Raw genomic sequence first — 26,341 nt, 5'->3', positions numbered from 1 at the left:
TTTTTAATATTTTGAATATGTAATAATTTGTTCAGAATACTCGCTTAATAATAAGCTTAAAGAGTTTAAACTCGCTTCTAATTCGTTTAAGTCTAAGTTTTCTAATTGTAATGTGTCTCTAAAAATTACGCGCTCATAGCTGTCGTCTAAAACAAAGGCGCCGTGAACCATGTCTCTATTCTTTTTCAAAAGATTTTTGAATATCTCTTCGTTAGGTTGGTTAACTTTAAAGATAAATTGCTCGATAATAATGATAGGGTATGCAACTCCAATAATTAGGTTTTTTATACCAAAGCTTTCTTTTTCAATAACAAAAATCCCGTCAGTTTCGTCTTCCTTAATGATGTTAACATTAAGTTCTTGTAAAAAATTCTTAGTTTTTAAATAGTAATTGTTCATTAGCAATGAGATTAGTAGTTTTTAATTAGTTTTCTTTTCTTTTTTAGCGATGTAATATTACAAAAAAGATTTGAAAACAAGTGTGGTGATGCAAATAGTAAATAGTATCATAATTGTTAAAATTAAGTTAGTTTTTCTTTTTTTTCTTTGATTTTGACTAAAAAAAATAGCAAATATCAAAAGTATTAGCTAATATTGTTAGTGTAAAGATATAAAAAATAATTTAAATTGCAAATAAAATTAGCAAAATATGTCGTTTTTTGGAAAAAATATAAAAAAAATAAGAGGGGTTAAGGGGTTGAGTCAGCAGGTTTTTGCTGAGGTTTTTGACCTGAAACGTGCTACTTTAGGGGCTTACGAGGAGGAGAGGAGTGAGCCAAAAATAGAAACGTTAATAAGAATTGCTAATCATTTTAGTATTAAGGTAGATGATTTATTGACTTCTGAGTTGACTGTAAATAAATTATTACAGTTTAAAGACGATATTACATTAGAAGCTGACTCGGTGGATAAGGAAGTGTTTGCGTCTGTACCATGTATTACAGAGAAAAAGATAAGTGATTATGTGAAGTATTATAATAAAAAGGCTTTTGTAAATGATTTAACGGTTTTGAAATTGCCAATAAATCCTGAAAAAAAATTTAGAGGGTATACTGTCACGAATTTAGAAATGACAAATCATGATAAAGGATTATTTCCTAAAGATGTTGTTGTTGGAGAATTTGTGCCTAAAAATATAATAGGTAAATTAACGAATGGAGTGTTGGTTTTGGTTTTGGTAAAAGATGAACTTATTTTAAGAAGGTTGTATATAACGGATAGAGAAGTTGTTTTGAGGGCGGATCATAAAAATATAGAAGATAAGAGTTATGCTTTGTCAGATGTAAAAGAATTATGGCGTATTCGTTATGCTTTTTTTAAGAGGTTGCCTGAGTTTAATGATGTGTTAGAAGAGAAATTAATGTTTTTAGAACAAGAATTTACAAAACTTAAAAATAGATTATAGTTGAAAGTATATCAAAAGCACAATTTTTTTAAACATACCTATTGCGAGTTTAAAAAACAGAATATAGACTTTTTTAAAGGTAAGTCAACACACTATCAAAGTAAATCAGGGAGTTTATATTATTATACATCTGAAGGAGTTTATCGTTATTCAAATCATTGGGGGAGAGTTGCAAATTGTAGATGGAAAATAAAAGGAATTGAGAATTATAAAAATCAAAATTATAATGTAGGTTATGCAAATTGGGAGGATTTTTATCCTTTAAATGATGTTGATAAGGTGTTTTACTTAATGGTAAACTTTGAAAGCAAACAAGTAAAAATTCAAAGAATTAAAATTAAACCAGAAGATGAAGTTTTTTTAATGACATCCGAATTAGCTAATAAACGTTTAAAACAAATTCAAACATTATTTAAGGAGTACAAGTGGGCAAAATATTTTAATGCTGAAATTAGCGTATTGCGGAAAAAGTTAATATTAAATTTAATAAACTCAAATAAACCTTTGCAACTATTAAAGCAAGAAATGAAAAAAGAATTTGATTAAAAATCAGTAAATTTGTGTTTAGATTTTAACTTTAATAAATCTAAATGAACATACCACAAACCAGTTTTCCTCGAGTAGTAATTATAGGAGGAGGATTTGCAGGATTAGCAGCAGCTAGAAGATTAGAAGATCAAGAACTTCAAGTAGTTTTAATAGATAAACATAACTACCATACATTTCAACCATTATTATATCAAGTAGCAACGGGAGGTTTAGAACCTGATAGTATTGCTTTTCCTTTGCGAAAGCGATTTAATGATGTTGAAAATTTTTATTTCCGATTGGCAGAAGTTACCAATGTAGATGCAAGTTTAAATGCGATTGAAACCACTATAGGTAGTTTAGAATATGATGAGCTAATTATAGCTACAGGATCTACCACTAATTTTTTTGGAAATACCAATATTGAAAAGTATGCTATGGAAATGAAATCAGTTCCACAAGCATTAAATATCCGTAGCTTGGTATTAGAGAATTTTGAAGAAGCCCTGTTGGAAACAGATTTAGAAAAAAGAAGAGCTTTAATGAATTTTGTAATTGTTGGAGGTGGACCAACCGGTGTCGAATTAGCTGGTGCGTTAGCGGAAATGAAGAAAGGCATTTTACCTAAAGATTATCCAGATTTAGATATTCGGCAAATGAAAATAAACCTTATTCAAAGTTCTGGTGAGCTATTAAAGGGAATGAGTGATAAAGCATCGAAAAAGTCAGAGGATTTTTTAATCAAATTAGGTGTAGATGTTTGGAAAGATTTACGAGTTTTAGATTATGATGGTAAAATAGTAACAACGAATGGGCATGATAATTTTAAAGCTGAAACTGTTATTTGGGCTGCAGGAGTTAAAGGGGATGCTATTGATGGTTTAGAGCAAGATTGCTTAATTGAAAGAGCTAATCGATTTAAAGTTGATGAATATAATAGGGTAGTAGGATATGAAAATGTGTATGCAGTAGGTGATGTAGCGTGTATGCAAACAGAAAAATATGGGAAAGGACACCCAATGATGGCGCAGCCAGCAATTCAGCAAGGAAAGTTGTTAGGGAAGAATATTTTAGCAAAACGAAAAGGAAAAAAACTCAAACCTTTTAAGTATAACGATAAAGGGTCTATGGCAACTATAGGGCGTAATAAAGCTGTAGTAGATCTGCCAAAATGGAGATTTCAAGGAGTATTTGCTTGGTTTGTTTGGATGTTTGTGCATCTTTTCTCTTTAATAGGATTTAGGAATAAGGTAATAGTATTTATGAATTGGATTTATAATTACATTCGTTTTGATAGAGAAACACGTCTGATTATACGCCCATATAAAAAGCAAAACAAATATTCATTTGTAAAAGAAAATGTATAAAGTATCAAAAAATATAAAGTGTGGTAATTGTGGGGTTTTTACTGAAAATTCTGATTACTGTAAAAATTGCGGAGAATTAATTTCATTTAGGAAGAAAAAAGAAATTAAGGAGGAAGAAGAGAAGAAAAAACGAATTGAAGAAGCAAAGTTGGAGATAGAAAATCCAAATTTAGCAGAGCGTTTAAAAAAGCATCCATTTTTTTTATATAAAATAGTAGGTTGGGTTTTATACTCGGCATTTTTAGTAGTGAGTGCGATAGGCGCTATGTTAGCTTGGTTTATAGCAATGGTAGCAGCTGGGTAAGGTGAAAAAGGGACTTCATATTTATTTTGTGTTTTCATTAATTGTAGGAACGATAATTTATTTTGCAAGCAGATATAATCTTCAAATGCCAAAGTTTGTACAGTTTTACGTTAATGATTTTTTAATAATGCCAATTGTTTTGACAATTAGTTTGTTTGTATTGAAGTGGAGTAAAAACGATAAAAATTATATAATTCCAATTTGGATAATTTTCTATATATGTGTTATGTATGCAGTATTGTATGAGTTTATTTTGCCTAAAGTTCACTCTAGATATACTGCAGATGTTATTGATGTAGTTTTATATTTTATTAGTGGTTTTGTTTTTTACATACTTCAAAAGAAAACAGTTGATGAGGTCTAGATTAAAATTATAAGATAAATGAAGAGTGTTTTGAAATTTTCAAACAAGATAATAATTAGGATAGGAAAGGCTATAGATTATGTAGAGTCGAATTTAGAAAAAAAGCTATTGCTAGAAAGGGTGGCACAAGAAGCTCATTTTTCTCCATATCACTTTCATCGATTATTTAAAATTGTAACAAATGAAACTCTAAATGATTTTATAGTTAGAAAAAGAATTGAAAAAGCAGCATTTTTTCTATTGAAGCAAAAAGAAAAAACAATAACGGAAATTTCTGAAAAAGTAGGTTTCTCTAGCTTGTCATCATTTTCTCGAGCATTTAAAAATTTTTACGGGATGAGTCCTGCGGAATTTAAGAAAGAAAGTTCAGAAAAATATAGCAAGATTTGTAAAATTGAAAGCAAGAATGGACAAATAGAAACTAGGTTTGAGCAATACATTTGTAACATAAATGAAAATTTAAATTGGTTAAAAATGAATGCACAAACAGAAGTGAAAGTTATGCCAAAAATGCAGTTAGCATATGTGAGTCATAAAGGGAATATGGATTTAATAGGGAATGCATATGATCAGTTAATGAAATGGGCAGGTCCAAAAGGATTAATGAGTCAACCAGATTTAAGGATGGTAACAATTTATCATGATAGTCCTAAAATTACATCTCCAGATCAAATAAGGCAGAGTGCATGTATGGTTTTGAATCAAAATGTAACAACAGAAGGTGAAGTGAATTTAAAAACGTTACCAGTAGTAAAATGTGTTGTGTCTAGATTAGAGCTTACAGCAGCGGAATTTCAAACTGCGTGGGAGAGTAGTTTTGTTTGGATGAGTGAGCATGGTTATAAAAAAGCAGATCAAGATCCTTTTGAAATATATTATAATAATGGTTCCGAGCATCCTGAAAAAAAATGGACAGTTGATCTCTGTATTCCGGTAGAATAAAAAAAAGCCTTTCATAAATAATGAGAGGCTTTTTCTTTAGAATAATTTCCTAAATACGTCAATATTTTCTTTAGCATTAGAATCAATTTCTTCACCATTTTCGGTAAACCAACCATGGGTGTCTCCAAGATAATTCATACTTAAATAATTAGCACTTTCAATAAAAGGCATGGTAAAACCATTTTTTAAATCGTTAGTACCAGAGTTGCTAATCATAGCCATGTTTTTACCACGTAATTTTCTTCCTAATTCTTTTTTATAATGTAAAAGATCAGATAACCTATCGAAAAAAGTCTTTAAAGTACTACTCATAGAATACCAATACACAGGAGTAGCAAATATAATAGTATCGTATTTTTCAATAACAGTTTCCATTAAAGGAATAAAATCATCATTAGCGTTGCTAAAGTCATATTCAAAAGAGCCAATATTTTTAGTTTTTAAATCTATTATATCAAAATCATTATTTTTATTTAAATAATTAATAATTGTATTTGTGTTACCATTACTTTTTGAGCTACCTTGTATAATTACAGTTTTATTCATGTTTGTTTATTTTATAATGTGATAAAGCTCACAAATTTTAATAAAATTAAGTCAAGTAAATCATTGTAAAAAATGATAATAACCAAGAAAAAATCAATGATAAAAGGGGATATTTTTTGTACTTTTATCGTATAAATTAGCATTGTGTATGAATACAGATATGTATAAGTTTTCTGAAGAAGTAATATTAAGTGATTTTGAAACGAAAGAAGTAGAAGAGAACGCGAAAAAAAAACTTAAAAAAATAAGAAAAGAAATAAGCGGATTACAAGATACGATGTATGCAGAAGGTAAATATAGTATGTTAATTTGCTTGCAAGGAATGGATACATCTGGAAAAGATAGTTTAATACGAGAGGTATTTAAAGATGTAAATGCGCGTGGAGTAATGGTGCATAGTTTTAAAGTGCCAACAGAGTTAGAATTAAAACATGATTTTTTATGGCGTCATTATATTGCATTACCAGCTAAAGGTAAAATAGGAGTTTTTAATAGAACCCATTATGAAAATGTATTAGTAACAAGAGTACATCCAGAATATGTTTTTGGAGAAAATATTCCAACAGTAAAAAGTATAGATGATTTAAATGATGATTTTTACCATTCTAGAATGGATCGTATTAATCAATTTGAAAAGCATATTTCAGAGAATGGAACAATTATTTTAAAATTCTTTTTAAATGTATCAAAAGAAGAGCAAAAAAACAGATTATTACGTCGTTTAAATATTCCGGAAAAAAACTGGAAATTCTCATCAGGAGATTTAAAAGAACGTAAGTTATGGGGTAAATATCAAGAGTGTTATGAGGATTTATTGAAAAGAACATCAACATTTTATGCACCTTGGTACGTAGTTCCTGCCGATGATAAGCCGACAGCAAGGTATATTGTAGCAAAAACAATTAGTGAAGAGTTAAAGAAATATGGTTTTAAAGAACCTGCTTTAGCTCAAAAAGATTTAGATAAAATAGACGAGTTTAAAGCTCAATTAAATAACGAATAATCCTCCAAAAAATAGATGGAATTAAATTTAACAAAACCAATTATATTTTTCGATTTAGAAACAACAGGAATCAATATAGCAAAAGATAGGGTTGTTGAAATATCAATATTAAAAGTGTTTCCAAACGGAAATAAAGAAAGTAAAACGTGGTTGGTAAACCCAGAAGTAGAAATACCAGAGGAGTCATCAGAAATTCATGGAATTACAAATGAAAAGGTGGCAAATGAACCTACTTTTAAAGAATTAGCAGCAAGTATAAATGAAATGATTGATGGTTGCGACTTAGCAGGTTTTAATTCTAATCGATTTGATATACCTCTTTTAGCAGAAGAATTAATGCGTGCTGGAATTGATTTTGACATGAAGAATCGTAAAGCAATAGATGTGCAGGTAATTTTTCATAAGAAAGAGCAAAGAACACTAAGCGCAGGGTACCAATTTTACTGTGGAAAAGAATTAGTAGGTGCGCACGGAGCAGAAGCAGATACAAATGCTACTTATGAAATTTTATTAGCACAATTAGATAAGTACGATGATATTGAAAATACAGTAGATGCATTAAGTGAATATTCAACACATGGGAAAAGAGCCGATTTTGCAGGGTTCGTTTTAATGAACGATAAAGAACAGGAAATTTTTTCTTTTGGTAAATATAAAGGACGAACGGTAGAAGAGGTATTTAAAGAAAACCCAGGATACAATGCTTGGATACAGAATGCAGATTTTCCATTATATACTAAAAAGGTTTTAAGAGAGGTAAAAGAGCGTATGGCTAAGCCTAAAAAGAAGATGACAGATGAAGAGAAATTACAGGCATTACAACAAAAATTTAATTTAAGGTAATCTTTAACATCTGTTTAAGAGATTTAAATTTAATAGTTTTTTAATTTAGAGATTATAAAAAGTAATAAAAATGTTTACAGAATACAATAATTTACCAGACAACTCAAGAGTTTGGATTTATCAAGCAGATAGAGAATTTACAGTAGAAGAGATAGAATATATTTGTGCAAAAGCAATACTTTTTATTGATAACTGGACACGTCATGGAGATGATTTAAAAGGATCTTTTACAATAAAATATAATCAATTTTTAGTATTTGCTGTGGATGAAGGTTTTAATAATGTTTCAGGATGTTCTATAGATGCTTCAGTACGTTTTGTGCAAGAATTGGAAAAAGAATTGAAAGTTGATTTAATGAATAAAATGAATGTGACTTTTAAGAGCGGAGATAATATAAATGTTGTTAAGTTACCAGAGTTTCAACAATTTGTTAAAGAACAAAAAATAACTTCTGAAACTGTAGTTTTTAATAATATGGTAAGCACAAAAGAAGATTTTGAAACTAAATGGGAAGTAACAGCAGATAAAAGCTGGCACAAACGATTTTTGGTATAACAATTGATTTCCATTTAGAAAGAGAAGATATATATGATGAGAAAAGGACTAGTTTTTTTAACGTTTGTTTTTGTTCAGCTAATAAATGCACAACAAATAGATCCGTTATTAGCAAAAGATGTAGCAGCCCAAAATATTTGGGTAGATAGTATTATGAAATCAATGTCTGTAGATGAAAAAATTGGGCAATTGTTTATGGTACAAGCTTATTCTAATAAAGACAAAAAGCATGAGAAGTTTATTACAAATATGATACAGAAATATCATGTAGGTAATTTAATTTTTATGCAGGGAACGCCAGAAAAACAAGTAGCTTTAAATAATAAATATCAAGAAATATCTAAGGTTCCATTAATGATTGGTTTTGATGGGGAATGGGGATTAGATATGCGTCTTAAAAACACCTATCGTTTTCCTTGGAACATGACTTTAGGAGCAATAAAAAACCAAGAACTATTAGAGGAAACAGGAAAAAGGATAGGAGAACACTGTAAGCGAGTAGGAATTCACATGAATTTTGCGCCTGTGGTAGATGTTAACACAAATCCAAACAATCCAATAATAGGAAATCGCTCTTTTGGAGAAAGTAAAGAAAATGTAGCTGAAAAAGCAATAGCATTTACAAAAGGAATGCAAAGTGTAGGAGTTTTAGCGAATGCAAAACATTTTCCTGGTCATGGAGATACAGCAACAGATTCACATCATACATTACCAACGATTAATTTTAATGAACAACGAATAGACTCAATAGAATTATATCCTTTTCGTAAAATATTTAAAGCTGGAGTAGCTAGTGTAATGACAGCACATTTAAGTATTCCATCATTAGAACCAAATGCCAAGTTACCAACATCATTATCAAAAAATGTAGTAACCAATTTATTGCAAAATAAATTAGGATTTCAAGGATTGGTTATTACTGATGGATTGAATATGAAAGGAGCTGCTAATTATTCAACACCAGCAGAGATTGATTTAGCAGCAATACTTGCAGGAAACGATTTATTATTAATACCACAAGACGTACCAGGATCAGTAAAGTTATTAAAAGAAGCTATTGAAAAAGGTAATTTAACAGAAGAACGATTAAATTTTTCTGTAAGAAAAATACTAAAAGCGAAATATTTAGTAGGGTTAAACAAGTATCAGCCAATTTCAACAGAAAATATAAATAAAGAATTAAACTCTATAGCGGATGAAGTTTTACATAGAAAGTTAATAAAGAATTCGATAACAGTTGTAAAAAACGAGCAAGAAGTATTACCAATTCAAAACTTAAAAGATAAAAAGATAGCCTATGTTTCATTAGGAGACGCTAAAGGGAAGTATTTTTCTAAAATGCTTAAGAACTATACAAAAATAGATATAGTTTCTGACAAGCATTTAAGTGTTTTGAAACAAAAATTAAGAAAGTATAACTTAGTAATAATAGGTTTTCATAAATCAAATAAACACCCTTGGAAGAGTTACAAGTTTTCTAACAAAGAATTAGTTTGGTTGCAAGAAATAGCGAGAACAAAAACAGTAATTTTAGATGTATTTGCGAGCCCGTATAGTTTGTTAAAGGTAAAATCATTTACAAATATAGAAGGGGTTGTAATATCGTATCAAAATAGTAAGTTGGCTCAAGAGCTTTCGGCACAAGCACTTTTTGGAGCTTTTGATTTAAAAGGAAAATTACCAGTTTCAATCAATAATGATTTTAAAGAAGGAGAAGGGGCTTTAGTAAAAAGGTTAAGTGTTTTTGAGTATACTATTCCAGAAGAAGCAGGAGTGTCATCAGAAAAATTATCAATAATAGATAAAAGAATTGATACTATTTTACAAAAAAAAATGGCGCCAGGAGGGCAGGTGTTAATAGCGAGAAACGGTAAGGTTTTTTATAATAAAAGCTTTGGATATCATACAGGTTTAAAAAGAAGAAAAGTAAAAAAAACTGATATTTATGATCTTGCATCATTAACAAAAATTTTAGCTTCTTTGCCTATGATAATGAAAGCAGAAGAAGATAGGAAAATAAGTTTGTATTCAAGTTTAGGAGATGTATTACCTAGGTATAATAAGTCGAATAAGGATACTTTAATGTTAAAAGAAATCTTATCGCATTATAGCCGTTTGAAATCTTGGATTCCTTTTTATATGAATACAAAAGATGAAAAAACAGGGAAGAATTCATTTAAGTATTACAGGAAAAAAAGATCAAAAAAATATAACATAAAAGTAGCTAAGAATTTATACTTAAGTAGAGATTATAGAGATACTATATATAAGCATATAGTTGAGGTAGATCAAAGAGAAAGAGTTGGATATAAGTATAGCGATTTAGGGTATTATATTTTTAAAGAAATTCTTGAAAAAAAATATAAAAGACCTTTGAATAAATTGGTTGATGAGGAGTTTTATCAATCTTTAGGAGCTAATAGAATGACTTATTTACCACTTAGAAAATTTAGCAAATCAGAAATAGTTCCTACAGAGAAAGATTCATATTATAGAAACCAGTTAGTACATGGTTATGTTCACGATATGGGAGCAGCTATGTTAGGCGGAGTAGGAGGTCATGCAGGTTTATTTGCAAATGCAAATGATGTAGCCAAGATTATGCAAATGTATTTGCAAAAAGGAGAGTATGGAGGTAAGAAATATTTAGAGCCAGAAACGCTTGATAAATTTAATAAAAGATATTATGCCGATAAGAAGGTACGTAGAGGTCTAGGTTTTGATAAACCTCAAATACGACCAGAAGAAAAACCAACTTGCGGTTGTGTTTCAGAAAAAAGTTTTGGACATAGTGGGTTTACTGGAACCTATACTTGGGCCGATCCAGAATCTGGAATATTATATGTGTTTTTATCTAATAGAGTATATCCAACAATGCGAAACTCTGGATTGGTTAAAAGTAATATGAGAACTAAAATTCAAGAAGACATTCAGAATGCAATAATCCATTAAAAATGGAAGCTTATAAAATGTTACGAGCTTATATAAAAAAGGAAGGAATTGTTACTCGAAAAAGAATATTAAAACGAGAGGAATTCTTAAAAAAAGCAAATAGTGTAAATACTAATATTTATTTTATAGAAAAAGGTAGTGTACGAGTTTTCTTTAAAGAAGAGCTTGAAGAACACACGCTTTATTTTGGCTATAAAGAATCTATAATAACTGCACTAGATTCTTTTTTTTCCAATAAAAATTCTGAATTAGAAATAGAAGCCTTAAAAAAAACGGAGGTAAGCTATGTGTCTAAAAAAGAATTCTTGAAGTTTATTTCTTATCATGAAGAATACCAGAAGTTGTGGTATAAAGTTTTGGAAGAAATAATTGTTCATCAGGCAGAAAGAGAAAAAGACTTATTAATATCTTCACCTATAAAAAGGTACCAAAAAGTTTTAAAAAGAAAGCCAGAATTATTTCAAGAGATTCCTAATAAATACATCGCATCTTATTTAAGAATGACTCCAGAAACATTATCGAGAGCAAAGAAAACATTGATTTGAATCAATGTGTATGTTTTTAAGATATTGTTATTTTACAAAAGTTAAATTAGTAAGATAATGGAAGGTTACAAAATAAAATTATTAACGACAAAAGAGAGCTCTTTATTTTTTGAACTTATAAATAAGAATAAAAATAGGCTAGAAGATTTTTTTGCAGGTACAGTAAAGTATACAAAAACAATAGAAGATTCTATTGAGTATTGTAAAAGAGTAGATGAAAGAGTAAAAGAAAAAGTTTATTTTCCTTATTTAATAATTGATGAAACAATTAATAAAGCAATAGGATTTATAGATTTTAAAAATATAGATTGGGATGTCCCTAAAGCCGAATTAGGAGCTTTTATTGATGTGAGTTACGAAGGAAAAGGGATTATAACAGGAAGTTTTAAATATATTTTAGAAAACTTAGTAAATGAGCATCAATTTAAAAAGTTGTTTTGTCGAATTTCCGCAGAAAATAAAAGAAGTATAAGCTTAGCATTACGTTGTGGATTTGAGCAAGAAGGAACGCTTAAATGTGATTATAGAACTACCGAAGGAGTTTTGGTAGATTTGAATTATTATGGAAGAATTTTTTAACACGAAATTCAGAAAAATAAATAAATTTAAAAAGCTGCTTGTTTTTAAACAAACAGCTTTTTTTAAGTTCTCCTTAAAGTTAAGAGGTTAATTTGTTTTTTTAATTAAGTATACTGTCTCTTTAATTACAAACCAGCAGAAATAGCCAATTCCTACAGAGAAAACTATATCACCGATAACACGCATCCATTTAATAGTTTGCACAGTGGGAGAGTATAAAAGTTCAGCATCTCTAGCATAAGAATATCCTTTAGTAATAGAAGTGTAGGCTTGTATAATTCCTAAAGGAAGTAAGCTCAATACGACCATTAAAACTAAGCCTATATTTAGTAACCAAAATGCATTTTTAATAAGTTTTTCATTCCATAAACGTTTAGAGTATAAACGTAAACAAGTAATAATAAAGCCCATTCCAAGCATTCCATATACACCAAATAATGCTGTATGTGCATGTACAGAAGTTGTATTTAATCCTTGAATATAATATAATGCAATAGGAGGGTTAATTAAAAATCCAAATACTCCAGCTCCAACCATGTTCCAAAAAGCGACAGCAATAAAGAAAAAGATTGGCCATTTATATCTTTGAATCCAATCGTTCTCTTTTAATAAATTCCAATTTTCTCTAATTTCAAATCCCATTAATGTTAGAGGTACTACTTCTAAGGCACTAAATGTTGCACCTAAGGCAATAGCTTGTACTGGGGTTCCAGAATAATATAAATGATGTAATGTACCAATAATACCACCAGCTAAAAATATAGTAGCAGAGGCAATTGAAGTTTTACCAGCTGTTTTTACTGAAATTATTTTCATTCGTGAAAATAAGTAAGCAATAGTAACAGTGGCAAAAACCTCAAAGAAACCTTCTACCCATAAATGTACGAGCCACCATCTCCAATAATTAATAACAGGTAAACTACTGTTTTCACCATACATTAAACCAGAAAAGAAAAACATGCCTATGGCAATAACAGCAATAAGTAGAATGGTTAGTAAATGTTTGTCATCATTCTTCTTCTTAATACCATAAAGAATATGTCTTCCTACCATAAACATCCATAAAATTAAGCCAACTGCTAAAAATAGTTGCCAAAATCTACCTAAATCCATGTACTCATAACCTTGATGTCCAAAGAAAAAGTTAGTTGATAATTCTAAAAACTGATGTACTCCAAGCCATTCACCAAGCATAGAGCCTAGAACAATAATCAGAGCAGCAATAAATAAGAAGTTAATTCCAAAAACTTGATATTTCATTTCTTTTCCACTTATCATAGGGGCTAAAAAAAGTCCAGTTGCTAACCAAGTAATAGCAATCCAAAAAACAGCCAATTGTGTATGCCAAGTTCTTGTAATTGAGTATGGAAGAAACTGTGATAATTCAAAACCAAAAAAGGCTTGACCTTCTACGGTATAATGTACAGTAATTATTCCAAGAACTACTTGTAAAGCAATTAAAAGAGAAACTACAAAGAAGTATTTTAAAACAGCTTTTTGCGATTTAAATAAAGGCATATTAATAAGTGGATCCTTATCAGGGCTTTTAACAGCTTCACCTTTCTCGTGATTTCTAATATAATAGTACGCAAGAATACCAATGAACAATAAAAGAAGAATAACCGAAAAACCAGACCAAATTTGTGAATCGGCAGTAATAGTATTATCAATTAAAGGTTCATGTGGCCAATTTGAAGTATAGGTATAGTCTTTGTTAGGCCTATTAGTACTTGCAGCCCATGAAGTCCAAAATAAAAAAGCATTAAGTTGTTCAAGTTTTTCTGTATCAGTTAAAGCGCCTTTTTGAATGGCATATTTTTCATACCCTTCAGAAAAGATAGAAGTGTAGTGAGAAATATTATTTTTAATGGCAGCTAATCGATCTTGAGAAATGTAAAAAGTTTCTGTGCTTTTGTCATAAGTGTTTGTTTTTATCTCTTTAACCAATCGAGCTTTTAAAGCACCTTGCTTTTCTACGTCAAGATTTTTATAAGTTGAATCAAAATCTTTTTTAGCCCAAAAATCTAATAAAAATTCAGCTTCTCTATGTATCCAATCTGCACTCCAATCTGGAGCTACATAACTACCATGACCCCAAATAGAACCAACTTCCATTCCTCCAATTGATTCCCATACATTTTGGCCTATTTGTATATCTGATTTAGTATATACGATCGTGTTTGTATTTTTTACAATTACTTTTTCAGGAATGGGAGGTTGTGTTTGGTAAATTTCTGTACCTACCCATATAAGAGCAGCAAAAGAAGATGCAACTACAAGTATAAATATTGTCCAAATTTTTTTCATTAGTTCTTATTGTTTAATTTGTTTTCAAGAGCTATTGCTCTTTTAAAAAGGATGTTGTTTTCGAGGTGAATATGTTTGTGTAAATCTTCTTCAAAGTCTTTTAATAATGAAAAAGTTATTTTGTAGGTATTACATGCATCTTCAGGTAGTGTATAATTATTTGTTAGTTTAGAAATTTTTCGAAATCGCTCACCTTCGTTATCATGATCATCATGCATAATATTTATAGGATTGCTTATTGTATTGAAAGAAGGAGTATTTAACTCTTCTTCTGACCTATGAGCTTTAGCCAGTTTTTTTATATATGGAAAGAGAATCAGTTCCTCTTTTTTCATATGAATTGTTAAATCTTCAACAGCTCCTTTAAAAAGATGGGCTATTTCAATAAGTTCAGGATGCTTTTTACCATGAACTGAACAAATTTTATTAAGGTAAGCAAGTATTTCAGGACTTCTTTTTTCTATATATGTATGATGTTTTTGATAAATATAGTCACTTAAAAAATCTAATTCCCAATCTTGGTAATCTTCACCTAAAGAATTATTTATATGTGTTTTGTTGATGTTAAGAATTAGTTTAGTAAGGTCTAATTGTTTTTTTTCTGAGACCTCTTTTAAGCTTCGGTTTCCATTGCAACAAAAATCAATATTATAGAATTTAAAGATTTCTGCTATCTTGTAGTTTTCAGACACAATGTCTGAAATTAATGTGTTAGCATTTATATTCATTTTTATGTATTATTTGTATTCCAGTTAATAAGAGTGTGATTATTTTAAGTAGCTCTAATAAAACATAGAGTATGTGGTTGTAGCTTTTTTCTACAGAAATATTTGCTATAATTTTTATAGCTCTTTCGTCTAAGACAGGCAGTAAGTAAAAAGTTTGTATAACCAGTATAACGAAAGGGAGTAATAGTTTTTTTAATAAATTACTATTTTTATTAAGTAATAGCGTTACCAGAATTATAATGGCTAAACTTAATTCTACTGTGTTTAAAGCTTTAAAAATTAATCGACCAATAGATAAACCAATTTGAGTTGTAACTCCATTGGCTTTAAATTTTAACCAAGCTTCCATAAAGCTAATAGAAGCTATAAAACCTATCCATATAAAAATACAAGCAATTTGTATTGTCGTAAATTTTCTAGTATTGTAAATTTTCATAGAGGATATTTTTGTCCTTTATAGTTTTAAAAAAGAAGAGGAGAATGCTCCTCTTTGGTTTTGTATTTGAGTGTTTCTATCTTTTCAATTGTAAGATTCTATCTTCACCAGTTTCAGATTTGATTAAATCATATACAGTGGTTGTTTCTAACATTATTTTTAAATTTTTTCTAATATCAATAAACTTATGATGTATTGGACACGGGTTTTTTGAATTGCATTCTCTTAAACCTAAGCCACAACCAGTGTATATTTCATTACCATCAATAATTTTTACAATTTCACTAAGCTTAGTGGTTTGAGCTTTATTTTCTTCTATTAAAAACCCCCCATATGGACCTTTTATTGAGGTTATAATATTATTCTTTGTCAGTTTTTGCAAAATTTTAGCAGTAAAAGCTTCTGGTGAATTGGTTGCTTGTGCAATTTCTTTAACACCAGTTTTATTACCTAGCAAAGTTTGTTTGGCAATATAAATTACAGCTCTCATTGCATATTCACAAGATTTAGAAAACATATGAAATAGTTTTTGACAAAGATAGTATTATTTTTATAACGGATATTAATATCTTTTATAAAAATATTTATAAAGGAATTGAATAGGTAATATTGTACTTAAATAGAAGACTCTGTCTTATTAACTGATGTTTTTGTGAAAAGTAAAACCAATAAAAAAGAAAAGATAAAATAGCTTAAAGCGATTTTTTTATTAAATAGTAAATAAATAATCGAAGTTTGAAATATATAAAAAAGAGGAAATAAGATCATATTAATACCAAAACGAAACGTATCAATAAACTCAATTTCATTAACTTTTTTACTCAGCTTTTTCCATAAAAGATAAGGAAGTAAACTGTTAAGAATTACTAAGTAGAATAAAGGGTTTTTGTGGTTTTTAGAAAATTGTTTTTTATTAGGGAACTCTTGAATTTTAAGGATGTTATTCACCTTTTTAACTTCAGTAAAATCAACTTGAGCTTTATTAAGTTTTTCTAGAGTTGAAGCATAATATTCATCGTCTCTAATATGAACAATTAAATTTTCTAATTGTGTACTAATTTTTTCTTTTAAAATTTTTATAGAATTATTAAGGTTATCCTTGTTATAAAAATCATTAGATAAAATAGGTTCTCCAAAATTTACAGCTACTTTAGAAGGATATTTTGAAGAGTTTTGATATGTAATTCCAACTGGAACTATAAAGATTTTGGTATCAGGGTAATTATTTAGAGTTCCAAAAATTATTCTAGTAAACCCTTTACTTAGTGGTCTAATAGTTCTTTTTCTATCATGACTTCCTTCTGGGAAAATAAGTAAGGTTTTATTATTTTTTAATAATTTTTGGCATTTATTAAAAATTTCTTCATTTTTAGAAAGTTGTTTAATTCCATCTCTAATTCGATAAATAGGCATCATTCCTAATAAATCAAAAAAGTTAGCCACAGATTTATTTTTAAATACACCAGCTTGTACTAAAAAATGTGTTTTTCTTTTTATATGAGTAGCTATAATTAAAGGATCAATTAAGCCATTAGGATGGTTGGACGTAAATAAAACAGCACCTTCTTTTGGAATATTATTTTTTCCAGAAACCTTTATCTTTTTTGAGTAAAAGAACAAACCAGTTTTAACAAAAACTTTAAAAAAATAGTAAATTATAAACCTCATTAATTATTGTTTTTTCGTCCCCAATATGTTGCTAAAGCCATTCCTGAAAAAATATCCCATACACCCCAAAAAGCAGCCAATAGCGCTATACCTCCTAAGCCTTCAAAAAAACTAAATACTAAAAGTAAGCCCAATCCACTATTTTGAATACCTGTTTCCATTGAAATAGTTTTAGTGTCTTTATTATTAAGTTTAAATGATTTTGCAGTAACATACCCAATAATAAACGCAAATACATTATGAAAAATTACTAAAAATAGTACTAAATGAATATAGTTTTTAAAAATATCAGCATTATCATAAAGAGCTATGATAATTAGTAAGAGGAAAAAAATAACAGAAAAAGGTCGAAGTATTTTGTTAATTTTTTTAGCCATTTCCGAATGGAAATGATTTACTAACATTCCTAAAATAATTGGAATACCAAGTATTAATAATACAAGTTTAAATAATTCAAATGGATTTAATGAAACACTTTTTAAAATAGTATTGGTAGGTTCGTATAAACTTCCCCATAGCTGTAAATTAAGAGGCGTCATAATTAAACACAATAAAGTAGCAAAAGCAGTTAAACTAACAGATAAAGCTGTGTTTCCTTTTGCCATTTTACTAAAAAAGTTAGATACATTCCCACCTGGGCATGCGGCAATCAATATCATTCCTAAAGCAAAACTTGGATATGGTTTTATAATATAAATAGCAATAAAAGTTAAAAAGGGTAGTAAAATAAATTGAGAGAGTAAGCCAACTAAAACAATTTTAGGATTCTTTAGTAGCCTTTTAAAATCTATTATTTTTATATCTAAAGCAATTCCAAACATTATAATTGCCAAAGCTATATTAAGCATCCATAAAGCGTCAGTATCAAAGTTTATTTTAATACTGTCTATTTGTAAATCATTAGTTTTTAAAGGCATATTCTATGATATTAGATCCCATTTTTAAAGCTCTTTCTCTTGTTTGTTTAGGATTATTGTGCACAGAAGCATCTTCCCAGCCATCACTTAAATCACTTTCATAATCATAAAATACAATTAAACGACCTTTGTAAAAAAGACCAAAACCTTGAGCTGGTTTTTTATCATGTTCATGAATTTTAGGCAATCCTTTAGGAAAAGAAAATGTTTGGTGGTATATAGGATGGTTCTTTGGAATTTCTTGAAGCTTTAATGAAGGAAAAACTTTTTTTAGTTCTTTCCTTATATATTTATTTAAACCATAATTATCAGAAATATGTAAAAAACCACCAGAAATTAAATAGTTTTTGAGGTTTTTAGAATCTTCACTAGAGAAAAAAACATTACCATGTCCAGTTAAAAATATAATAGGGTAGTTGTTTACAGTTTCGTCTTCCAGCGTTACAGTTTGTATGTTCTTATTAATAGATGTATGTGTATATAAATTAGAAAATTCAATTAGATTAGGTAATGCAGTAGGGTTTGCATACCAATCTCCACCACCTTGATACTTTAAAATTGCCACTTGTTGTGAAAAAATAACTGAACAGTTTATTAAAAATAGAAGAGTTATAATCTTTTTCATTCAATAGTTTATATAATGAAGAGCAATATAATAAAAGAACAATAAAAAACACCAATAAGACTATTGGTGTTTTCTTTTTCCCCTTAATGAAGTTATTTTAAATTAAAAATCCCCTTATTATTTTTAATAGATTTATAACTTCAAGTGTCAAATATATATATCTATTAAATTAGTAGGGTTCTAAAACATCCAAGTTGGATGTTTTAGAACCCTTTTTTTATAAAAAGTAACTATCTTATTATTAGTGGTTTATTTTTTTTTAAGTATTAGAAAAGCAATAAAAAACACCAATAGTCATATTGGTGTTTTTAGGATAATCCTTTTCTTTTTCATTACTGAGAATATATCTCAGCAAATATTTTTTGAAATTTTAATTTAAAACGGAAAACCCCTTCAAAATTTTCAACTTTAGACTTCAAATTTCTTAAGTACAAATTTAGTTTGTATTAATGAGAAAGGGGTTCGAAAACGTCCGAATTGGATGTTTCCGAACCCCTTTTTTATAAAAAGTTGCGGATTAGTTAATGGCGACCGTAATATTTTTAAATTCAACAGGTGTATATCCAGTATGTTTTTTAAAAACAGTATAAAAAGTCGATTTTGAGTTAAAACCTGATTCTAATCCAATAGATGTAATTGTATAATTAGAATAATCTAAGTCTAATAAAAGTGCTTTGGCTTGGTCTACTCTCATTTCATTAAGGTAATCTGTAAAAGATTTTCCTGCTATGTTATTAATTATTAAAGAAAGAGTACTTGAGCCTAATTCAGTGTCTTTAGAAAGGTTTTGTAAGGTGTATTTTGATAATAAATATTTTTTACTCTTTTTTATAAAATCATCTATTTTTAAAAACTGTTCTTTATGTTTTTCAGAAGAGGTATCATCTTCAATATTATTTAAGTTAATTGTATTAACATCAATGTTGCCATTTATATGAATAGATAAAGATTCTCTAATTTGCTTACGCTCTTTTAAAATTCGTATTTGCCTTAATCCTTGATAACCTAACCAATAAATTAATACAGTGGTGTAAATTCTAAGAGGATAATATGAAAAAATGAATCCAGAGAAATTCATTTTAACTTTTATAATTAGGGCAAGTATCCATAAAGTATAACCAACTGTTGTTAGTTTAAAAAATGTATGTATCCATTTAAGGTTGTCAAAAGATAATATTTTAGGAAATAGTTTTTCTTTTTTATACAAGATGTAAAAAGAATAAATAAAAATACTTAGTGATACTAGTAAACTAAATATTTCTTCAAAAGAAGTGTATCGTTCGTAAATAAAATCTACATTATTTTGGGATGGAGAGTTACTATGATTATATACAAAACTAACTTGTGTTATTATTATAACTATAAATAATGGGATTATAATTTTTAAAAATTTATATGATTTTTCAGCTAAATTTAAATAGTTAATTAAAAACATGTAAAGAAATGGCATCGCTAAAAAATGCCAAGGTATTTGTATGTAGTCTAAAGCAAATTTATGTTGAAACAAGTTTTTTTCTAAAATCCAAGATTGAAAGTTGTTTAAAGAGATTGCTAATATTAGTAAATTTAGATATAGCATACTTTTTTCTCTTCCGTTTTTTGAACAAAAAAGAATAATGCTAAAGGCAAAACCATGTAATGCACTAATAAGTAGAAAAAAGTTGAAAAAATCAGCAGTATTCAATAGTAGTATATTTATTTAAATCCTAAATATACGAAAAATGAACTATTGATGAATAAAAGCTATATTCTGTACCACATTTAAACCAGCAGTTTCTGTACGTAACCTGTTTTTTCCTAGTGAAATAGGAATAATATTTTTATTTAAACAGCTGTTAATTTCTGTAGTAGAAAAGTCTCCTTCAGGTCCAATTAAAAGAGTATACTTTGAAGCTGGCTTTACTATGTTTTTTAAAAATAATTTCTCTGTATTTTCCTCACAATGAGCAATGAAGGTTTGTTCAAGGAAATCTTGTTTTATGAAATCTGAAAATTTTATAGGGGCATTAAGTTTTGGAAGTGTAAATTGTAAAGACTGTTTCATTGCTGATTGAATTATTTTAGATAATCTTTCAGTTTTTACTACTTTTCGTTCTGAATTGTCACAAATTATTGGAGTGATTTCATCAATACCAATCTCAGTAGCTTTTTCTAAAAACCATTCTAATCGATCATTATTTTTAGTAGGGGCTATAGCTACGTGTAAGTAATAATCCCTGTTGTTATCTTTTTCTTCCTTTTTTACAATTGTAGCTAGACATTTTTTATCATTCGGAATTAATATTTCTGCAAAAAAAAGGAAGCCATTACCATTGGTGATATGTAAAATATCTCCTTCTTTTTTTCTTAGAACACGAACAATATGCCTACTTTCTTCTTTTTCAAAAGTAATTTGTTTGGTTTCGGTTGTAATATTTGGGTTAAAAAATAGTTGCATTATAAATCAAGCTTATAAGTTCTTCTTCTTTTGTGTATAGATGGATTAAATCCTTTCCATATCTGATGAATTGCCGTGTTATCTTCTAATTCTGGAGTCCTTATACAATTTTCGATATTTCTTTTAGCAAAAGTATCTGCATATTGTTTGAAAATTATGGCAATTACTCCTTTGTTTTGGTATTCGGGATCGACACCAATTAAATAAAAAGTTACATCTTTTGAATTTCGTCTAGCATTTAACAAATGAAAAAGACCGAAAGGAAAAAGTTTTCCTTTTGCTTTTTGCAATGCATTAGAAAAAGATGGCATTACAATGGCAAAAGCAACTAGTTTTTCGTTTTTGTCTACTACAAATTTTATATATTCTGGATTAATAAAACTTATATATTTTTCTTTAAAATGTTTTATTTGCGCATCAGAAATAGGAACATAGGTTGATAGTTTAGAATATGTTTTGCCAAATAAATCGAACATCTCATCAACATATGGCATAATTTTTTTAGTTGAAGTGAAATCTAATGGCCTTAACCCATATCTTTTTTGAATTAGATTACTTGCTTTTCCATATTTTACAGCATCAACATTTTTGAAAAGAAATTTATTCTCTAAATATTCTTTTTCTTTTTTTAAACCTAATTGTTCTAAATGTTTTGCATAATATGGGTGATTATACCATGTAATCATTGTACCTATATGATCGAAACCTTCAATAAGCACTCCCGTTTTATCTAAATTATTAAAGCCAACTGGACCTTCTATATATTCTAAATTATTTTGGTAACCTATTTCTTTAACTTTTTCAATTAAAGACTTAGTTACATTAACATCATCAATAACATCAAACCAACCAAAGCGCATTTTTTTTATATGCTGTTTTTCAACTTCATATGTATTAATAATAGCAGCAATTCGTCCTACTATTTCATCATTTTTTAAAGCTATAAAAAAACGTGCATTAGCATGTTCAAAAACTGGATTTTTATCTTTGTCAAAATTTGCTAATTCATCTTTAATAATTGGAGGAACCCAGTATTTATTGTCTTTATAAAGAGAAAAAGGAAATTTAACAAATTGTTTCATTTCCTTTTTGGTATTTATTTCTTTAATTTCAATCATACAGCAAATGTATCATTTTTATTTGTCCTTCTTCTTTTCTTTTTCTTCTTCCTTTTTTAAATCGTCTTCTAATTTTTTAATCTCTTTTTCTAATTTTAAGCGTTCTTTTTCCTTACGTTTTGCTTCTTTTTCTTTTTCCTTTTTTATATTTTTTTCAAGTTTTAAACGTTCTTTTACTTTATTCTTAGCGTCTTTTTCGGCTTTCTTTTTAGCTTTTTTTGCAGCTTTCTTTTCCGCTTTTGTTGTTTTCTTTTTTAGTTTTTTATCTTCTTTAGCTATAATATCAACTAAAGATTTTTGACGTTGTCTTTTTGGCTTTTCAATAGTTATTTCTTCTTTTTTCTCACCATCATCTATAACTATTGTTTGTTTATCTTTTCCTTTAAATAGCTTTTTAACTTTACTAAATAAACGTCCAAAGAAACCCTTGTTTTCATCGTATTTAGTTTCTTCTTGATCTACAATTTTGTTTCCAAATTCATCCATCTCAACAAATTCATCCTGATGTCTATTTATTCTATAAGAAACACCAATACCAGTATAAAAACCTACTTCATCTTGTTGTCGTAATACTCTAGCGGTAGCATTCAGTTGTAGATTCTCACTATATAAATAAGCTGCACCAAAACCAAGATTACTTTTCTTTTCATACTTTTCAAAAGTTCCTTGTAATTCTGCAAAACCAGACCAATAATCATTAAAATTATAAGTTCCGGTAATAATATAAGAGAACTCAGAGAAATCGCTACCAATATAATCGTAATACAGATTACTGATTACACGCAGTTTGTCTGAAAATTCATTTTGAAGTAAAACTCCAACTTTTGGACTAATTCCTCCTCTTTCATGAAAATCTGTTAATACACTACCAAAGTTTAAACCTGCATATACACCTACATGTGGAATCCATCTTTTCCAATCAAAAGAATGTCTGGCTTTCCAACTTCTAATTTCTTTCTTTTTGTCATCGTATTTAGGAGTATAGACTAAATATTTAGCTCCCAAAGTTAAATTACTTAAACCTGTTTGATTATATGAAGATTCAAAAACATTTTTAAATGCAATTTTATCTCTTTGTAGTGTTGTGTTAAGATTAAATTCTAATTTTTCAGAAAAAAAACTAGTTCTAAATAATAAATCTAAACCCAAGGCTTGTGGATTACTAAAAGTAGGAGTAGCATTTATATTTCTAAAAAATAAACTTGTTTCAAATTGATATACGCCAGAACCAACACTGTATGGACTCTCTGAATAACCAGGTCGGTTAGAGTTTATAACAGTCGTATATTGTGCATTTACAATAAAAGTTGAGCAAAAAGCAAAAAACAAAAAAAGTTTCTTAATCATGTTATAAATCCAAATTATAGAAATTATACAAACATACGTAAAAATACGAATTACCGTATAATATAAGTTTTGTAAACTCTTAACGCTTCCTTTTGCTTCAAATTGTTATTTTTGATAGATTTTTTTATTTAAAAGAAAAGATGACACATATAAATGAAGCAGGACCTATGAATTTTTTAAGAACTTTATTAATAATCCTTGTAGCATATTATGCTGTAAAGTTTGTGGTAAAACTATTTGCTCCTTATTTAATTAAAAAAGCTGTAGATAAGGTACAGAAGAAAGCAGAACAGCAATATCAAAGTCAACAACAAAAGAGAGATGTTGAAGAAGGAAAGACTATTATAGACAAAAAACCTCAAAATAGTAATCAAAGCAATAATTCTGTTGGGGAATATGTTGATTTTGAAGAAATAGATTAACTATGAAATTTAAAAAAGTATTGACTTATGCAATTGCAATTGCTGCTTTTGCTATTATATCGTTGTTATATTTTAATCCGGTTTTAAGTGGGAAACAAATTAAACAGAGTGATATTACTCAGTTTATTGGCATGTCCAAACAGGTTAAAGATTACAGAGCTGAAAATAATGAAGAGCCTTATTGGCTAGGTAACGCATTTAGTGGAATGCCAGCTTATCAAGTTAGTGCATATTATCCAAATGACTTTGTTAGATATATTGATAAAGCTATTCGTTTTTTACCTAGGCCTGCTGATTATTTGTTTTTATATTTTTTAGGTTTTTTCTTATTGTTAAATGCGCTAAAAGTTAATTGGAAGTTAGCTATACTAGGTAGTTTGTCCTTTGGGTTTTCTACATACTTGATAATTATTTTTGGAGCAGGACATAATGCAAAGGCACATGCTATTGGTTATATGCCATTGGTAATAGCTGGAGTATTATATATTTTTCAAAAGAGATATTTAGTAGGTTTTGTAATTACTGCTTTAGCTATGGCTTTAGAAGTATATACAAATCATCCTCAAATGACTTATTATCTAGGTTTTTGTTTATTAATATTAGCCATTGTTGAATTTATTGAAGCTTTTAAAGCAAAAGCATTGACTGTTTTTGCAAAACAAGCAATGGTATTACTGGCGGCAATGTTTATTGGTTTAGGTGTAAATTCTACTAGACTATTGGCAATGAAACAGTATGGAGATTTTAGTACAAGAGGAAAATCTGAGTTGACTATAAATGTTGATGGTACTCCTAAAGAAAAATCTACAGGATTAGATAAAGCGTATATTACTGAATATAGTTATGGAATAGGTGAGACGTTTAATTTATTGATCCCTCGTTTTATGGGAGGAGGTACTATTGAAAAGTTAGGTGAGGATTCAAATTTTTATCAAGTTTTAGAACAAAATGCAGGGAAAAGTGTAGCAAAAGATTATTCAAGTCAAGTATTAACTTATTGGGGAAAACAGCCTATTGTTGAGGCTCCAGCCTATATTGGAGCTATTTTATTCTTTTTATTCTTTTTAGGAGTTTTCTTAGTAAAAGGAAGATTGAAATATTGGTTAGTTTCAGCGACTATATTTTCAATTGTTTTAAGCTGGGGGAAAAATTTCCCGATGATAACCAATTTCTTTATTGATTATGTACCTCTTTATAATAAGTTTAGAGCAGTTTCATCTATTCAGGTAATAGCGGAGTTATGTATTCCATTATTAGGTGTTATAGCTTTAAGAGACTTCTTTTCAACTAAAATTTCATCAGAAGAGAAAGGAGCAGCAATAAAAAAAGCTTTTTATATAATTGGAGGGATCACATTAGTATTTGCATTATTCGGATCAAGTCTATTTGCTTTTGAAGGATTAAGAGATAGTCAGTATCAGCAGTTACCAGAATTAGTAGATGCTTTAATTTCAGATAGAAAAGCTATGTTATTTAATGATAGTATTCGATCGTTTCTTTTAGTTTTAGTTTCTGGAGGATTATTATTGTTTTATCTAAAAGGAAAATTACAACAACTTCCAGTCTTAATTGTTTTGGGAGGGCTTATCGTTTTTGATTTAGTATCGGTAGATATTAATTATGTAAATAAAGAAGATTTTACATCAGCAAGAAGAGTATTGAAACCATTTTCACCAACGCAAGCTGATAAAGAGATTTTGAAAGATAAAGATTATTATCGTGTAGCTAATTTTAGTGTAAACCCAATGCAAGACGGTAGAACTTCATACTTTCATAACTCAATAGGAGGGTATCATGCGGCTAAAATGAAAAGGTATCAAGAATTATTTGATTATCAAATAGCAAAAAATAACATGGAAGTGTTAAACATGTTAAATGCTAAATACCTTATTGTAGGAGAAGATAAGTTTCAAGAGAATCCTGAAGCAAATGGAAATGCTTGGTTTGTAGAAGAAATAAAAATTGTTGATACAGCAAATAAAGAAATAAAAGCTTTAGATAGTTTAAATACTAAAGAAGAAGCTATTTTAAATACAAAAGGCTTAAAAGGAAAATTACCATCTTTAAAATTTACGAAGGACTCTATTTCTTCAATAAATTTAGTTAAAAATAATGTAACAGAATTAATTTACGAAACAAATACAACAGGAAATAGATTTGCGGTGTTTTCAGAAATTTTTTATGAAGACGGTTGGAATGCTTATTTAGATGAGGAAAAAGTACCTTATTATAGAGTGGATTATGTACTTAGAGGTATGGAAATTCCAAAAGGAAAGCATGAAATAACTTTTAAATATGAGCCAACAGTAATAGAGATAGGAAATGTAATAACATTATTTTCTTACGCACTATTATTGTTTATTCCTATAGGATGGTTTGCTTTTAAGCAAAAAAAGAAATAA

Annotated in this window: 27 protein-coding genes; 14 read left to right on the top strand and 13 right to left on the bottom strand. The window is 28.5% G+C overall.

Annotated features, from left to right (window positions below; all coding sequences use genetic code 11):
* Nucleotides 1-3 precede the first annotated feature (3 nt).
* Nucleotides 4-399, bottom strand: a complete 396-nt coding sequence (locus Q0881_RS09990) for a molecular chaperone Tir (RefSeq protein ID WP_299159641.1) — start codon at nucleotides 397-399, stop codon at nucleotides 4-6.
* A gap of 250 nt (nucleotides 400-649) precedes the next feature.
* Between Q0881_RS09990 and Q0881_RS09985 the strand changes: the two genes are divergently transcribed.
* Genes Q0881_RS09985 through Q0881_RS09960 form a run of 6 tightly spaced genes read left to right on the top strand, consistent with a single transcriptional unit; the run spans nucleotide 650 to nucleotide 4,910 of the window.
* On the top strand, nucleotides 650-1,405 hold the full coding sequence (locus Q0881_RS09985; protein ID WP_299159639.1) for a helix-turn-helix transcriptional regulator: 756 nt from the start codon (nucleotides 650-652) through the stop codon (nucleotides 1,403-1,405).
* A complete protein-coding gene (locus tag Q0881_RS09980; protein WP_299159635.1) occupies nucleotides 1,406-1,951 on the top strand; it encodes a hypothetical protein in 546 nt (181 codons plus the stop codon). It abuts the gene before it with no gap.
* Between the two features lie 44 nt (nucleotides 1,952-1,995).
* Entirely contained in the window at nucleotides 1,996-3,300 is a 1,305-nt protein-coding gene (locus Q0881_RS09975; RefSeq protein ID WP_299159633.1) for an NAD(P)/FAD-dependent oxidoreductase, read from the top strand.
* Nucleotides 3,293-3,604 carry a hypothetical protein gene (locus Q0881_RS09970; RefSeq protein WP_299159631.1) on the top strand — a complete coding sequence of 104 codons (312 nt, stop codon included), beginning with the start codon at nucleotides 3,293-3,295 and terminating at the stop codon, nucleotides 3,602-3,604. Before Q0881_RS09975 ends, Q0881_RS09970 begins: the two co-directional genes overlap by 8 nt.
* A gap of 1 nt (nucleotide 3,605) precedes the next feature.
* Nucleotides 3,606-3,968, top strand: coding sequence for a hypothetical protein (locus Q0881_RS09965; RefSeq protein WP_299159629.1), 363 nt, complete (start codon nucleotides 3,606-3,608; stop codon nucleotides 3,966-3,968).
* Between the two features lie 30 nt (nucleotides 3,969-3,998).
* Nucleotides 3,999-4,910, top strand: a complete 912-nt coding sequence (locus tag Q0881_RS09960) for an AraC family transcriptional regulator (RefSeq protein WP_299159626.1) — start codon at nucleotides 3,999-4,001, stop codon at nucleotides 4,908-4,910.
* Between the two features lie 36 nt (nucleotides 4,911-4,946).
* Here Q0881_RS09960 and Q0881_RS09955 read toward each other — a convergent pair whose 3' ends face one another.
* Nucleotides 4,947-5,456 carry an NAD(P)H-dependent oxidoreductase gene (locus Q0881_RS09955; protein WP_299159624.1) on the bottom strand — a complete coding sequence of 170 codons (510 nt, stop codon included), beginning with the start codon at nucleotides 5,454-5,456 and terminating at the stop codon, nucleotides 4,947-4,949.
* Nucleotides 5,457-5,604: 148 nt separating this feature from the next.
* Between Q0881_RS09955 and Q0881_RS09950 the strand changes: the two genes are divergently transcribed.
* The 6 genes from Q0881_RS09950 (at nucleotide 5,605) to Q0881_RS09925 (ending at nucleotide 11,934) form a co-directional block, all read left to right on the top strand.
* On the top strand, nucleotides 5,605-6,459 hold the full coding sequence (locus Q0881_RS09950; protein WP_299159622.1) for a PPK2 family polyphosphate kinase: 855 nt from the start codon (nucleotides 5,605-5,607) through the stop codon (nucleotides 6,457-6,459).
* 15 nt (nucleotides 6,460-6,474) lie between these two features.
* Nucleotides 6,475-7,302 (top strand): 3'-5' exonuclease, encoded by an 828-nt coding sequence (locus Q0881_RS09945; protein WP_299159620.1) that lies wholly within the window; start codon nucleotides 6,475-6,477, stop codon nucleotides 7,300-7,302.
* Nucleotides 7,303-7,372: 70 nt separating this feature from the next.
* Nucleotides 7,373-7,858, top strand: coding sequence for an ABC transporter ATPase (locus Q0881_RS09940; RefSeq protein ID WP_299159618.1), 486 nt, complete (start codon nucleotides 7,373-7,375; stop codon nucleotides 7,856-7,858).
* Nucleotides 7,859-7,894: 36 nt separating this feature from the next.
* Entirely contained in the window at nucleotides 7,895-10,810 is a 2,916-nt protein-coding gene (locus tag Q0881_RS09935) for a glycoside hydrolase family 3 N-terminal domain-containing protein (RefSeq protein ID WP_299159615.1), read from the top strand.
* A gap of 2 nt (nucleotides 10,811-10,812) precedes the next feature.
* The gene (locus Q0881_RS09930; protein WP_299159613.1) at nucleotides 10,813-11,355 is read left to right on the top strand and encodes a Crp/Fnr family transcriptional regulator; all 543 of its coding nucleotides are present in this window, start codon (nucleotides 10,813-10,815) and stop codon (nucleotides 11,353-11,355) included.
* A gap of 57 nt (nucleotides 11,356-11,412) precedes the next feature.
* Complete coding sequence (locus Q0881_RS09925) at nucleotides 11,413-11,934, top strand: GNAT family protein (protein WP_299159610.1); 522 nt, start codon at nucleotides 11,413-11,415, stop codon at nucleotides 11,932-11,934.
* Between the two features lie 87 nt (nucleotides 11,935-12,021).
* On the opposite strand, the gene Q0881_RS09920 is transcribed toward Q0881_RS09925, so the two are convergent.
* The 11 genes from Q0881_RS09920 to Q0881_RS09870 all read right to left on the bottom strand — a co-directional run bounded on the left by Q0881_RS09920 (nucleotide 12,022) and on the right by Q0881_RS09870 (nucleotide 23,517).
* The gene (locus Q0881_RS09920; RefSeq protein WP_299159607.1) at nucleotides 12,022-14,241 is read right to left on the bottom strand and encodes a nitric-oxide reductase large subunit; all 2,220 of its coding nucleotides are present in this window, start codon (nucleotides 14,239-14,241) and stop codon (nucleotides 12,022-12,024) included.
* Entirely contained in the window at nucleotides 14,241-14,969 is a 729-nt protein-coding gene (gene ric / locus Q0881_RS09915) for an iron-sulfur cluster repair di-iron protein (protein WP_299159605.1), read from the bottom strand. The genes Q0881_RS09920 and ric overlap by 1 nt, the downstream gene beginning before the upstream one ends.
* On the bottom strand, nucleotides 14,953-15,405 hold the full coding sequence (locus Q0881_RS09910; RefSeq protein WP_299159603.1) for a hypothetical protein: 453 nt from the start codon (nucleotides 15,403-15,405) through the stop codon (nucleotides 14,953-14,955). The genes ric and Q0881_RS09910 overlap by 17 nt, the downstream gene beginning before the upstream one ends.
* A 76-nt stretch (nucleotides 15,406-15,481) precedes the next feature.
* Nucleotides 15,482-15,922 (bottom strand): Rrf2 family transcriptional regulator, encoded by a 441-nt coding sequence (locus Q0881_RS09905; protein ID WP_299159601.1) that lies wholly within the window; start codon nucleotides 15,920-15,922, stop codon nucleotides 15,482-15,484.
* A gap of 98 nt (nucleotides 15,923-16,020) precedes the next feature.
* A complete protein-coding gene (locus Q0881_RS09900; protein ID WP_299159600.1) occupies nucleotides 16,021-17,073 on the bottom strand; it encodes a lysophospholipid acyltransferase family protein in 1,053 nt (350 codons plus the stop codon).
* Entirely contained in the window at nucleotides 17,073-17,990 is a 918-nt protein-coding gene (locus tag Q0881_RS09895) for a bile acid:sodium symporter family protein (protein WP_299159598.1), read from the bottom strand. Before Q0881_RS09895 ends, Q0881_RS09900 begins: the two co-directional genes overlap by 1 nt.
* Nucleotides 17,974-18,615 carry a DUF4159 domain-containing protein gene (locus Q0881_RS09890; protein ID WP_299159595.1) on the bottom strand — a complete coding sequence of 214 codons (642 nt, stop codon included), beginning with the start codon at nucleotides 18,613-18,615 and terminating at the stop codon, nucleotides 17,974-17,976. The genes Q0881_RS09895 and Q0881_RS09890 overlap by 17 nt, the downstream gene beginning before the upstream one ends.
* 517 nt (nucleotides 18,616-19,132) lie before the next feature.
* A complete protein-coding gene (locus tag Q0881_RS09885; RefSeq protein WP_299159593.1) occupies nucleotides 19,133-20,194 on the bottom strand; it encodes a helix-turn-helix domain-containing protein in 1,062 nt (353 codons plus the stop codon).
* A 147-nt stretch (nucleotides 20,195-20,341) separates the two neighbouring features.
* Nucleotides 20,342-21,052, bottom strand: coding sequence for a 16S rRNA (uracil(1498)-N(3))-methyltransferase (locus Q0881_RS09880; RefSeq protein ID WP_299159591.1), 711 nt, complete (start codon nucleotides 21,050-21,052; stop codon nucleotides 20,342-20,344).
* Nucleotides 21,052-22,170: a GTP cyclohydrolase gene (locus Q0881_RS09875; protein ID WP_299159588.1), complete on the bottom strand. Its 1,119-nt coding sequence runs from the start codon at nucleotides 22,168-22,170 to the stop codon at nucleotides 21,052-21,054. Before Q0881_RS09875 ends, Q0881_RS09880 begins: the two co-directional genes overlap by 1 nt.
* Nucleotides 22,171-22,188: 18 nt before the next feature.
* Nucleotides 22,189-23,517, bottom strand: coding sequence for a transporter (locus tag Q0881_RS09870; RefSeq protein ID WP_299159586.1), 1,329 nt, complete (start codon nucleotides 23,515-23,517; stop codon nucleotides 22,189-22,191).
* 140 nt (nucleotides 23,518-23,657) lie between these two features.
* Between Q0881_RS09870 and Q0881_RS09865 the strand changes: the two genes are divergently transcribed.
* On the top strand, nucleotides 23,658-23,939 hold the full coding sequence (locus Q0881_RS09865) for a DUF4834 family protein (protein WP_299159583.1): 282 nt from the start codon (nucleotides 23,658-23,660) through the stop codon (nucleotides 23,937-23,939).
* A gap of 2 nt (nucleotides 23,940-23,941) precedes the next feature.
* Nucleotides 23,942-26,341: a YfhO family protein gene (locus tag Q0881_RS09860; RefSeq protein WP_299159580.1), complete on the top strand. Its 2,400-nt coding sequence runs from the start codon at nucleotides 23,942-23,944 to the stop codon at nucleotides 26,339-26,341.

Source organism: uncultured Tenacibaculum sp. (genome assembly GCF_947494125.1).
GTDB lineage: Bacteria > Bacteroidota > Bacteroidia > Flavobacteriales > Flavobacteriaceae > Polaribacter.
Note: the sequence above shows the minus strand (reverse complement) of the source record. Positions and strands in the feature narration are given on the sequence as shown.